Annotated in this window: 8 protein-coding genes; 3 read left to right on the top strand and 5 right to left on the bottom strand. The window is 68.0% G+C overall.

What is annotated here, in order from left to right; genetic code table 11:
• Window positions 1-19 precede the first annotated feature (19 nt).
• From folD to KAK06_RS22350, 3 genes are all read right to left on the bottom strand, one after another.
• The gene (gene folD / locus KAK06_RS22360; protein WP_210804388.1) at window positions 20-874 is read right to left on the bottom strand and encodes a bifunctional methylenetetrahydrofolate dehydrogenase/methenyltetrahydrofolate cyclohydrolase FolD; all 855 of its coding nucleotides are present in this window, start codon (window positions 872-874) and stop codon (window positions 20-22) included.
• A gap of 70 nt (window positions 875-944) precedes the next feature.
• Window positions 945-1568, bottom strand: coding sequence for a response regulator transcription factor (locus KAK06_RS22355; protein WP_210804387.1), 624 nt, complete (start codon window positions 1566-1568; stop codon window positions 945-947).
• Entirely contained in the window at window positions 1565-4135 is a 2571-nt protein-coding gene (locus tag KAK06_RS22350) for a PAS domain-containing sensor histidine kinase (protein ID WP_210804386.1), read from the bottom strand. Before KAK06_RS22350 ends, KAK06_RS22355 begins: the two co-directional genes overlap by 4 nt.
• A 174-nt stretch (window positions 4136-4309) precedes the next feature.
• Between KAK06_RS22350 and aceE the strand changes: the two genes are divergently transcribed.
• The 3 genes from aceE to lpdA all read left to right on the top strand — a co-directional run bounded on the left by aceE (window position 4310) and on the right by lpdA (window position 10611).
• Window positions 4310-7015: a pyruvate dehydrogenase (acetyl-transferring), homodimeric type gene (gene aceE / locus KAK06_RS22345; RefSeq protein WP_210804385.1), complete on the top strand. Its 2706-nt coding sequence runs from the start codon at window positions 4310-4312 to the stop codon at window positions 7013-7015.
• 106 nt (window positions 7016-7121) lie between these two features.
• Entirely contained in the window at window positions 7122-8783 is a 1662-nt protein-coding gene (gene aceF, locus KAK06_RS22340) for a dihydrolipoyllysine-residue acetyltransferase (RefSeq protein ID WP_210804384.1), read from the top strand.
• 10 nt (window positions 8784-8793) lie between these two features.
• On the top strand, window positions 8794-10611 hold the full coding sequence (gene lpdA, locus KAK06_RS22335) for a dihydrolipoyl dehydrogenase (protein ID WP_210804383.1): 1818 nt from the start codon (window positions 8794-8796) through the stop codon (window positions 10609-10611).
• Between the two features lie 68 nt (window positions 10612-10679).
• On the opposite strand, the gene KAK06_RS22330 is transcribed toward lpdA, so the two are convergent.
• Window positions 10680-12017 carry a L,D-transpeptidase family protein gene (locus KAK06_RS22330; RefSeq protein WP_210804382.1) on the bottom strand — a complete coding sequence of 446 codons (1338 nt, stop codon included), beginning with the start codon at window positions 12015-12017 and terminating at the stop codon, window positions 10680-10682.
• Between the two features lie 22 nt (window positions 12018-12039).
• On the bottom strand, window positions 12040-12535 hold a 496-nt coding region (locus KAK06_RS22325), incomplete at its 5' end, for a L,D-transpeptidase Cds6 family protein (protein WP_210804381.1).

Below are 12535 nucleotides of genomic sequence, written 5' to 3'. Positions count from 1 at the left end.
GTCCGTGAAGGGGCCAGGGTCAGGCGGCGGCCCGCTCGGCGGCCTCCAGCGTGTTGACCAGCAGCATGGTGATGGTCATCGGGCCGACGCCACCGGGCACCGGGGTGATCCAGCCGGCCACCTCGCGCACGCCGGCGAAGTCGACATCGCCGCACAGCTTGCCCTCGTCGTTGCGGTTCATGCCCACGTCGATCACCACCGCGCCGGGCTTGACCATGTCGGCGGTCAGCACATTGCGCTTGCCCACCGCGGCCACCACCACATCGGCCTGCCGGGTGATGGCGCCCAGGTCGGCGGTGCCGCTGTGGCAGACGGTGACGGTGGCATTGGCCCGCAGCAGCATCATCGCCATCGGCTTGCCGACGATGTTGCTGCGGCCGATCACCACCGCATGCTGGCCGCGCAGGTCCTTCAGGCCGATGGATTCCAGCATCTTCATGCAGCCGTAGGGCGTGCAGGCCTTGAAGCCGACCTCGCCCACCATCAGCGCGCCGGCACTGGCGACGTGGAAGCCGTCGACGTCCTTGGCCGGCGAGATGGTCTCGATGACCTTGTGGTCGTCAATATGGGCCGGCAGCGGCAACTGCACCAGGATGCCGTGGATGGCCGGGTCATTGTTGAGGGCCTCGATGCGTTCCAGCAGCGCAGCCTCGGAGAGGTCGGCGTCGTACTTCTCGAGCACCGAGTGGAAACCGGCGTCAGCGCAGGCCTTGACCTTGTTGCGCACGTAGACGGCGCTGGCTGGGTTGTCACCCACCAGGATCACCGCCAGGCCCGGGCGGTGGCCCCGGGCGGTGAGGGCTGCGGCGCGTTGCGCCACCTCGGCGCGAACCTGGGTGGAGAGGGCGTTACCGTCGATCAGTTGGGCGGTCATGGCGGTGGGCGAGAGGGAGTCAGGAATGCAAAACGGGGCGCGAGGCCCCGTTCGGTGGTGTCCGGCCGGATCAGGCCTTCTGGGAAGCACCCAGCGCGATCTTCAGCAGATCGGCCACGGTGTTCGCGTTGAGCTTTTCCATGATGTTGGCGCGGTGCGCCTCGACCGTCTTGATGCTGATGCCCAGGTCGTCGGCGATCTGCTTGTTCAGGCGGCCGGCGACGATGCGCTCAAGCACCTGGGCTTCACGCGTGGTCAGGCGCGACAGCAGGGCGTCGCGGCTGGCCTGTTCCTGGTGCTGGCTGAAAGCCACGCGGGCCTGGTCCAGCATGCGCTCGACCAGCGAGACCAGCTCTTCTTCCTTGAAGGGCTTCTCGATGAAGTCCATCGCGCCCTTCTTCATGGTGTTCACCGCCATCGGCACATCGCCATGGCCGGTGATGAAGACGATGGGCAGCGGACTCTTGCGCTCCAGCAGCCGGTCCTGCAGTTCCAGACCGCTCATGCCGTCCATGCGGATGTCGGCGATCAGGCAGGCCACTTCGCGCGGGTCGAAGCGGGACAGGAAGGATTCGGCCGAGTCGAAGCACTTGACCCGGTAGTCCTTGCCCTCGAGCAGCCATTGCAGGGAGTCGCGGACCGCCTCGTCGTCGTCGACCACGTAGACGGTACCTTTCTTGGGGATCAGGCTCATGAGGAAGCAGCGTTGGGGTTGGCGGCCGCGGCCTCGTCGGGTACGTCAGGTACCGGCGGTGCCTCGGCGCGCTGGCTGAGGTCGACGGGCAGGGTGAAAGCGAACCGGCACCCCGTCACATGCGTGCCATTGTATTGGTTCTGGGCCCGCATCCGACCATGGTGCGACTCAATGATCGAGCGGCACAGCGACAGGCCGATGCCCATGCCGTCGGCCTTGGTGGAATAGAAGGCTTCATAGAGACGGCTGAGCACGTCCTCGGGGATGCCGGGGCCGGTGTCGGTCACGCTGAACTCGATCACCCCGCCTTCCTCGGCGGTGTGGCGCGGTGTCACGCGCAGCTCGATGTGTCGCCGCGTGGGCGGCATGCGGGCGCCGTCGATCGCCTCAGCGGCGTTCTTCAGCAGGTTCAGCAGCACCTGCTCGATCAGGATGGGGTCGACATGCAGGGTGGGCAGGCGCTGGGCCACATAGGTGTGGATGTTGACCTTGCGACGGCGCAGCTCGATGCCGGCCAGCTCCACCGCGTCCTCGACGATGTCCTTGGCCTGGGCCGCCTGGCGCTGCGGCTCGCTGCGTTTCACGAAGCTGCGGATGCGGTGGATGATCTGCCCGGCGCGCTCGGCCTGGCGTCCGGTCTTCTGCAGGGCCGCCACCAGGTCGTCGTTGCTGATGCTCCCGGCCTGCACCCGGCTGACCATGCCATTGCAGTAGTTGTTGATCGCGGTCAGCGGCTGGTTCAGCTCATGCGCCACCGACGAGGCCATCTCGCCCATCGTGATCAGCCGGCTGGTGACCGAGGCCTTTTCGGCCTGCTGGCGCGCCAGCTCCTCCACCCGGCGCCGGGCGGTGATGTCGGTGGCGATCAGCATCTGGGCCAGGCGGCCGTCGGTCCATTGCACATAGCGCGAGCGCACGTCGAACCACATCTGCAGCGAGTCGATGAAGACCTCGTGCGGCTGGGTGCTGGTCTCGGTGAGCGGATGGGTGGGCAGGCCGGAGAGGTTGTCGACGTCCTCGTCGTCCTCGGTCTGGAACACGCTGTCGCCGGCACTGCTGGCCAGCAGCGCATGGCCCTGGGCGTCGGCGCCGAACCACAGCCGGTAGCTGCGGTTGCAGAACAGCAGCTCGTTGTGCTGGACCGACATCACCGACACCGCGGCCTCCAGGCCCTCCAGCACGGTGGTGAAGCGTTCGTGCGAGGCGCTGAGCTGGTCGCGGATGCGCTTGGCCTCGGTGATGTTGGTCATCGAGGTCATCCAGCCGGTCTGCTGGCCCTTGGGGTCGATCAGCGGCGAGACGTACATGCGCGCATCGAAGACCGAGCCGTCCTTGCGCATCACCTTGACCTCGATGCCGCCAGCCGGGCTGCGGCCCTGCAGCTCCTGCTGCAGCAGGCGCGAGTTCTCCTCGATGCGGTCGCTGGGCCAGTAGGGGAAGGGCGGGCGGCCGCCGACCAGGTCGTCCTCGGAGAAGCCGGTCATCGCGCAGAAGGCCGGGTTGACGTAGGTGACGCGGCCTTCCAGGTCCATCGCCCGCATGCCGGTGAGCATGGAGTTCTCCATGGCCCGGCGGAAATTGGTTTCCTGCACCAGTGCGCCCTGGATCTGCGCGCGCCGGCGCACATGGCGCCAGGTGCCCAGCAGCATCCACACCGTCAGCACCGACAGCGCCACCACCATCCAGAACAGCGTGCTGCCGATCAGGCCGACCGAGGTGCGGTAGCCCATGCCCTTGAGCACCAGGCCGTTGGACATCGGCGCCAGCGGCAGCTCGTAGCTCAGCGAGGGCGGGCTGCTGCGCTGGCCGGGCATCGCGGTGACGGTGCTGGTCAGCGTGCGGCCGCCGCTGTCGAGCACGGCGATGCTGTGGCGGCGGGTGACCTCGGGCGGCACATGGTGGCGCAACAGGGCCTCGATGCCGTAATCGATGGCCAGCACGCCATTGAAGTTGCCACGGTCGATCAGCGGCACCTGGATCTGGAACACCGGCACGCCGGCGGCATCGCTGAAGGCGTGGGAGTAGACCGGTTGGCGGCTGTCGCGGGCGGCCTGGAAGGTGAACTCGGCGTCAATCGGCTGGCCTTGGGCGGGCAGCGAAGGGTCGGCACTGGTGCCGTCCGTGGCCACCAGGGGGGCGAAACCCATCAACTCCTGGCTGGCGCGCACCTGACGCTTGGCCGTGATCCAGGCGATGCGCCGCACCGCAGGGCGCTCACGCTGGAACGTGGCGGCCTGGTCCAGGAAATCGGCGGTGGTGATGTCGCGCGTGGCCAGCTCGCGGGCGATGCGCACCAACTGCTCCTGGTTCTCGATCAGGTGCAGGCGGATTTGCTGCTGGGCCACCTCGGTGTCGCGGCGCAGCGCCTCGGCGGTGCGCTCGATTTCCTCGTTGCGCAGGTACCAGGAGGCGGCGGTGATGGCCGCCAGGAACATCAGCACCGACAGCAAGGGGCCGATGGTGGCGAAGCGGTCCTGGCGTGCTGGCGACTGCTTGCGCCACCAGCGTCCGAAAAGGCGGTTCAGCCGCGAACGGTAGGTGGCGGAAAGTTCGGCGAGTTTGCTCATGCGGTGTGGATTATCCGGCCCGCGTGGCCTGGGACGTGGTCCGGAATCGGCTAGATGCGTCACGAATTCCGTAATATGAAATGAATGACCGCTATTTGAAAATTCCAAAAGCCTGTGCGACACTTCGCGCCGATCCGACATCCCCCAACACGGACCTTCACAGGAGACAAACCCATGTCCGCCAGCCCCGACGCCCGTCCCGGTGCACTGCCGCCCGATCTGGACGCCCAGGAAACCCGCGAGTGGCTGGATGCGCTCCAGGCCGTGATCGACAAGGAAGGCCCGGACCGCGCCCACTTCCTGCTGGAGCAGTTGCTGGAGGAAGCGCGTCAGCACAGCGTGGACATGCCCTTCTCGGCGACCACCGGCTATGTCAACACGATCGAGCCGAACGAGGAAGAGCGCTGCCCCGGCAACATCGAGATCGAGGAGCGTCTGCGCGCCTACATGCGCTGGAACGCCATGGCCATGGTCGTCAAGGCCAATCGCCACAACCCCGAGGACGGCGGCGACCTGGGCGGCCACATCGGCTCGTTCGCGTCGCTGGCCCACATGTTCGGCGCCGGCTTCAACCACTTCTGGCACGCCGAAGGCCCCGACCACGGCGGCGACTGCGTCTACTTTCAGGGCCACGTGGCCCCGGGCGTGTATGCCCGCGCCTACCTGGAAGGCCGGCTGACCGAGGAGCAACTGCTCAACTTCCGCCAGGAGGTGGACGGCAAGGGCCTGTCCAGCTACCCGCACCCCAAGCTGATGCCCGGCTTCTGGCAGTTCCCCACCGTCAGCATGGGCCTGGGCCCCTTGATGGCCATCTACCAGGCCCGCTTCCTGAAGTACCTGCACGCCCGCGGCATTGCCGACACCAGCAACCGCAAGGTCTGGGTGTTCTGCGGCGACGGCGAGATGGACGAGCCCGAATCGCTGGGTGCGATCGGCTTGGCCGCCCGCGAAGGCCTGGACAACCTGATCTTCGTCATCAACTGCAACCTGCAGCGCCTGGACGGCCCGGTGCGTGGCAACGGCAAGATCGTCCAGGAGCTGGAGGGCGAGTTCCGCGGCTCGGGCTGGAACGTGATCAAGCTGCTGTGGGGCAGCAACTGGGATCCGCTGCTGGCGCGCGACAAGGACGGCGCGCTGCGCAAGATCATGATGGAGACGCTGGACGGCGACTACCAGGCCTTCAAGGCCAACGACGGCGCCTATGTGCGCAAGCACTTCTTCGGCCGCGATCCGCGCACGCTGGAGATGGTGTCCAAGATGTCCGATGACGACATCTGGAACCTGCGCCGCGGTGGCCACGACCCGCAGAAGGTCTATGCCGCCTACCACAAGGCCGTCAACCACAAGGGCCAGCCCACGGTGCTGCTGATCAAGACGGTCAAGGGCTTCGGCATGGGCAAGGCCGGTGAAGGCAAGAACACCGTCCACCAGACCAAGAAGCTGACCGACGAGGACATCAAGTACTTCCGCGACCGCTTCAACCTGCCGATCCCCGACAGCGAGCTGCCGAAGATCCCGTTCTTCAAGCCGGCCGAGGACACGCCGGAGATGCGCTACCTGCACGAGCGTCGCCAGGCCCTGGGTGGCTACCTGCCCAACCGCCGCACCAAGGCCGACGAGAGCTTCACCGTGCCGGCGCTGGAGACCTTCAAGGCCGTGCTGGAGCCCACCGCCGAGGGCCGTGAGATCAGCACCACCCAGGCCTATGTGCGCTTCCTGACGCAGCTGCTGCGCGACCAGGCGCTGGGCCCGCGCGTGGTGCCCATCCTGGTGGATGAGGCCCGCACCTTCGGCATGGAAGGCCTGTTCCGCCAGGTCGGCATCTACAACCCCAAGGGCCAACAGTACACCCCGGTCGACAAGGACCAGGTCATGTACTACAAGGAGGACGTCTCCGGCCAGATCCTGCAAGAGGGCATCAACGAGGCCGGCGGCATGTCCAGCTGGATCGCCGCGGCCACCTCGTACAGCACCAGCAACCGCATCATGGTGCCGTTCTACGTGTACTACTCGATGTTCGGCTTCCAGCGCATTGGCGATCTGGCCTGGGCGGCGGGTGACATGCAGGCCCGCGGCTTCTTGCTGGGCGGCACCTCGGGCCGGACCACGCTGAACGGCGAAGGCCTGCAGCACGAGGACGGCCACAGCCACATCCTGGCTGGCACGATTCCCAACTGCGTCTCCTACGACCCGACCTTCGCGCACGAGGTGGGCGTGATCATGCAGCATGGCCTCAAGCGCATGGTCGAGAAGCAGGAAAACGTCTTCTACTACATCACCCTGCTCAATGAGAACTACCCGATGCCGGGCCTGAAGCCCGGCACCGAAGAGCAGATCATCAAGGGCATGTACCTGCTGGAAGAGGGCGCCAAGAAGACCCCGCGCGTCAACCTGCTGGGCTCCGGCACCATCCTGCGCGAGTCGATGGCCGCGAAGAAGCTGCTGGAAGAAGAGTGGGGCGTGGCCGCCAACGTCTGGAGCTGCCCCAGCTTCAACGAGCTGGCCCGCGACGGCCAGGACTGCGAGCGCTGGAACCTGCTGCACCCGACCGAAGCCGCCCGCGTGCCCTTCATCGCCCAGCAGCTGGATCCGCACCCGGGCCCGGTGATCGCGTCGACCGACTACATGAAGAACTACGCCGAGCAGGTGCGGGCCTTCATCCCCAAGGGCCGCACGTTCAAGGTGCTGGGCACCGACGGCTTCGGCCGCAGCGATTTCCGCAGCAAGCTGCGCGAGCACTTCGAGATCAACCGTCACTACATCGTCGTCGCGGCCCTGAAGTCGCTGGCCGACGAGGGCAGCGTGCCGGCGGCCAAGGTGGCCGAGGCGATCGCCAGGTACGGTCTGAACACCGAGAAGATCAACCCGCTGTACGCCTGACGCGCGGCCTCACGGAGACAAACAATGCACCCCCACGCTCATTTTCATTCGCTGCCCCCCGCGGGGGCCCATGCCTCCTTTGAGGCGGCTCGGCAGGAGGCATGACATGGCATTGATTGAAGTGAAGGTCCCTGACATCGGGGACTTCAAGGACGTGGCGATCATCGAGCTGCTGGTCAAGCCCGGCGACTCGGTGAAGGCCGAGCAGAGCCTGATCACGGTGGAGTCCGACAAGGCCTCGATGGAGATCCCCTCGTCGCATGCCGGCGTGGTCAAGGAGCTCAAGGTCGCGCTGGGCGACAAGGTCAGCGAGGGCTCGCTGGTGCTGATGCTGGAGGTCGCTGGCGAAGCGGCTGCTCCGGCTCCGGCGCCGGTCGCAGCCGCCCCGGTGGCCGCGCCTGTGGCGGCTGCCCCGGTCGCTGCGCCCGTGGCCGCCGCGCCGGCCGGCCGCATCGAGGTGCTGGTGCCCGACATCGGCGACTTCAAGGACGTGGCCGTCATCGAGCTGCTGGTCAAGGTGGGCGACACCGTCAAGGTGGAGCAGAGCCTGATCACGGTCGAGTCCGACAAGGCCTCGATGGAGATCCCCTCGTCGCACGCCGGCGTGGTCAAGGAACTGAAGGTCGCACTGGGCGACAAGGTCAACATCGGCACGCTGATCGTGGTGCTCGAGGGCGCTGGTGGCGCCGCGGCGCCTGCGCCGGCCGCCGCTGTCCCGGCCCCAGCGACTGCGCCACCCGCCGCTGCGGCACCGGCCGCCGCTGCCGTCGCGCCGGTGGCGGCTGCCGCTGCCGTGCCGGCCCACAACCCGGGCACCCCGGCGCCGGGCCTGCCCCACGCCAGCCCCAGCATCCGCAAGCTGGCCCGTGAGCTGGGCGTGCCGCTGGCCGAGGTGTCGGGTTCGGGCCTGAAGGGCCGCATCACCCAGGACGACGTGCAGAACTTCGTCAAGAGCGTGATGGCCGGCGCCGTGCAGACCGCTGCGCAGAAGGCCAAGGCCCCGGCGGCCGCACCCGCCGCTGCCGGCGGCGCCTTCCCGGGTCTGCTGCCCTGGCCGCAGGTGGACTTTGCCAAGTTCGGCCCAGTGGAGCGCAAGGACCTCTCGCGCATCAAGAAGATCTCGGGCGCCAACCTGCACCGCAACTGGGTGGTGATCCCGCACGTCACCAACCACGACGACGCCGACATCACCGACCTGGAGGCCTTCCGTGTTCAGCTGAACAAGGAGAACGAGAAGTCCGGCGTCAAGGTGACGATGCTGGCCTTCATGATCAAGGCGGCCGTGGCCGCGCTGAAGAAGTTCCCCGAGTTCAATAGCTCGCTGGACGGCGACCAGCTGGTCTACAAGAACTACTTCCACATCGGCTTCGCGGCGGACACGCCCAATGGCCTGGTGGTGCCGGTGATCAAGGACGCCGACAAGAAGGGCATCTTCCAGATCAGCCAGGAGATGTCCGAGCTGGCCAAGAAGGCGCGCGACGGCAAGCTGGGCCCGGCCGACATGAGCGGCGGCTGCTTCAGCATCTCCAGCCTGGGCGGCATCGGCGGGCGCTATTTCACGCCCATCATCAACGCGCCGGAAGTGGCCATCATGGGCGTGTGCAAGAGCAGCATCGAACCCAAGTGGGACGGCAAGCAGTTCGCGCCGCGCCTGATGCTGCCGCTGTCGCTGAGCTGGGACCACCGCGTGATCGACGGTGCCGCCGCGGCCCGCTTCAACGTCTACTTCGCCTCGCTGCTGTCCGACTTCCGTCGGATCGCGCTGTAAGGAGCACGCGATGGCCAAGATCGACGTGCAAGTGCCGGACATCGGCGACTTCAAGGACGTGGGCGTGATCGAGATCCTGGTCAAGCCGGGCGACGCGGTGAAGGCCGAGCAGAGCCTGATCACCGTCGAGTCCGACAAGGCCTCGATGGAGATTCCGTCCAGCCATGCGGGCGTGGTGCAGGAGATCAAGGTGGCGCTGGGGGACAAGGTCAACCAGGGCTCGCTGATCCTGACGCTGGAGGCCGCCGGGGCGGCCGCCGCGCCGGCACCGGCGCCTGCGGCCGCTGCACCGGCTCCCGCCACACCCGTGGCGGCGCCGGTGGTGGCACCCAACGCCGCCAGCTTCGGCGGTGCGGCCGACATCGACTGCGACGTGCTGGTGCTGGGTGCCGGCCCTGGTGGCTATTCGGCCGCCTTCCGCGCGGCCGACCTGGGCCTGAAGGTGGTGATCGTCGAGCGCTACGCCACGCTGGGCGGTGTCTGCCTGAACGTGGGCTGCATCCCCTCGAAAGCGCTGCTGCACGTGGCCGCGGTGATGGACGAGGTGAGCCACCTGGGCGACCTGGGCATCGAGTTCGGCGCCCCCAGCGTCAACATCGACAAGCTGCGCAGCCACAAGGAGAAGGTCATCGGCAAGCTGACCGGTGGTCTGGCGGCGATGGCCAAGATGCGCAAGGTCACCACCGTGCGCGGCTACGGCGCCTTCGTCGGACCGAACCATGTGGAGGTGGAAGAGACCACCGGCACGGGTCAGGAGAAGACGGGCAGCAAGAAGGTCGTGGCCTTCAAGACCTGCATCATCGCCGCCGGCTCACAAGCCGTGCGCCTGCCCTTCATGCCTGATGATCCGCGCGTGGTCGATTCCACCGGCGCGCTGGCGCTGCAGGCGGTGCCCAAGAAGATGCTCATCGTCGGCGGCGGCATCATCGGCCTGGAGATGGGCACCGTCTACAGCACGCTGGGCGCCCGCCTGGACGTGGTGGAGATGATGGACGGCCTGATGCAGGGCGCCGACCGCGACCTGGTCAAGGTCTGGGAAAAGATGAACAAGGGCCGCTTCGACAAGATCCTGTTGAAGACCAAGACCGTCGGCGCGACGGCCACGGCCGAGGGCATCACGGTGCAGTTCGAGGGCCTGGACGGCACGAAGAGCGAAGGCACCTACGACCTGGTGCTGCAGGCGGTGGGCCGCACGCCCAACGGCAAGAAAATCGCTGCCGACAAGGCGGGCGTGGCGGTCACCGACCGCGGCTTCATCAACGTCGACATCCAGATGCGCACCAACGTGCCGCACATCTTCGCCATTGGCGACATCGTCGGTCAGCCGATGCTGGCGCACAAGGCGGTGCACGAGGCGCATGTGGCGGCGGAAGTCATCGCCGGGGAATTGCAGGGCAACAAGGAGCTGGCCAGCGCCGCCTTCAACGCCCGCGTGATCCCCAGCGTGGCCTACACCGACCCCGAGGTGGCCTGGGTGGGCCTGACCGAGGACCAGGCCAAGGCCCAAGGCATCAAGGTCAAGAAGGGCCTGTTCCCCTGGACGGCCTCTGGCCGCGCCATCGCCAACGGCCGCGACGAGGGCTTCACCAAGCTGCTGTTCGATGATTCCCCCGAGGCCCACGGCCACGGCAAGATCCTGGGCGGCGGCATCGTGGGCACCCATGCGGGCGACATGATCGGCGAGATCGCACTGGCCATCGAGATGGGCGCCGACGCGGTGGACATCGGCAAGACCATCCACCCGCACCCCACGCTGGGCGAGAGCATCGGCATGGCGGCGGAAGTGGCGCACGGCAGCTGCACCGACCTGCCGCCGAGCAAGCGCTGAGACCGGCCAGGGCTGGACACGACAAGGGGCCCTGCGGGGCCCCTTGTGCATTCAGGTGGCAGGCGCCGTCAGCGCACCGGCCCCTCGGCCACGATCCGCCAGCCGCTGCGCGTCTCGCGCCAGTACTGCCGCATCAGCCGGTCGCGGCCCTTGGGGCCGCTGCCGACTTCCTTGAAGGTCACGACCAGCTTGCCCTCGTCGTCGTGCCAGGTGAGCACGCTGACCTCGCCAAAGCCCTCCGGGGCGGACGCCACCTTGGCGCGGAAGCGTTGCTCGGCGCCGCCATCCTGCGGACCGCTCTGTTCGTACAGCTCGCGCATCTGCGCCAGGTCGGCGCGCAGCCGGGCCTGTTGCCACTGGGCAAAGGTCTGCTGAAAGCCCTCGGGCGTGGCACGCTTGGCGGGTTCGACCCAGCGGATCTGGCGCGTGATGACCACGGGCGTGTCACGCTGCGGCAGGCGGCTGGCCAGCCGCGTGAGGTCTTCATTGGCCATGGCCACGCAGCCGTCGCTGTCCAGCGGTGGGCGCGAGTAGGTGCTGGCCGTCACGCCATGCAGCAGGATGCCGCTGCCGGTGCGGCCCTTGAGCTTGTCGTAGGCGTTGGGGTAGTTCAGCGGCAGCGCGCCGGAGCCGAAACGCTCCTGCAGCGAGCGCGGGTCCAGGCGGTCGGTGGTGAAGTACACGCCCAGCGGTGTGCGCTGGTCGCCCTCGACCGACTTGTCCACGCCCTGCTTGCCCACCGACACATAGACATCGTCGACCAGGCGCAGCCCGGCCGGGCCGTTCTCAAAGAGGTACAGGCGCGCGGCGTCGGTGTCGACGGCGATGGCAAAGGGCACGCTGGGTGGCAGGGTGAGGAACTCGGCCGGCACCGCACCCTCGGGGGGGCGCTGGATCAGGGCCTTCAGGCGCAGACGGGCTTCGTCGCGCAGCGTCATCAGCTCGCCGCGCTCGCCGGTGTCGGCCCCTTGCCGGGCGCCTGCGCCAAAGTCCTGCAGCGGCTCGAAGCGCGCCACCATCAGGTCGGCCTGCACCAGCTGAGCCAGACGGAAGTTCGGGTAGGCGCGCACCAGGGCCTCGGCGGCCTGCAGCGCGGGATCGTAGCGACCCGAGGCCAGCAGACGGTAGACGGCGATCAGTCGGCGCTCCGGAGAGCCGCGCAGGGCGTCAGGGGGCACGGTGCCCGGCACGGCCTGGTCCACCAGCGCGACCGGCGGCGCCTTGACTTTGGCGGGGGCCGGCTCGGGAGCGGTGGCGGTCGACACGGCGGTGGCGACCGGCTCTTCGGTCGCCGGCATCAGCGAGGACGCGACATTGCTGCTGAGCAGCGCCGTGGCCACCAGGCCCGCGGCGCCCAGCGCTGCGGCGCCACGCCGATGTGCGGGCCGGATGCGGTTGATCACCATGCGATACGAGAACCCCGGCGACTCAACCGCCCACCGATTCCTGGCGGATCAGCCACTTGCCGCCGCTGCGCACCAGCTCCAGCGTCTTGCGGCTGCTGGTGGACAGGGCGTCGGAGTCGTAGTTCTGGCGGAAGCGGGCAGTGGCCTTGTCGCCATTGACTGTGACCTTCAGCTCGCTGACGCTGACCTTGATGGACTTCTTGCCGACGATGCGGTCGCGCCGCTCCTCGACCCAACGTTTGTGCGAGCCCGCCTGGCCAGCGTAGTCGTTGGTGTAGGCGCCAACGTAGTCGCCCATGTCCTTGCGGCTCCAGGCGCTGGCCCAGGCCTTGACGGCACGTTCGACGTCGGCCTCGGCGTTGGCAGGGGCCGGGGTGGGCTTGGGCGCGGGCGGCGCCGCGGCGACCGAGGCGGCCGGCTTGGGGGCCGCAGCCACACTGGCGGCCGGCGCCGGAGCGGGCGGCACCGCGGGTGCCGGCTTCGGCGCTGCGGCGGGTGGCGGCGGAGGCAGCTGCGGC

The organism is Ideonella aquatica (assembly GCF_018069755.1).
GTDB classification, from domain to species: Bacteria; Pseudomonadota; Gammaproteobacteria; order Burkholderiales; family Burkholderiaceae_C; genus Ideonella; species Ideonella aquatica.
Note: the sequence above shows the minus strand (reverse complement) of the source record. Positions and strands in the feature narration are given on the sequence as shown.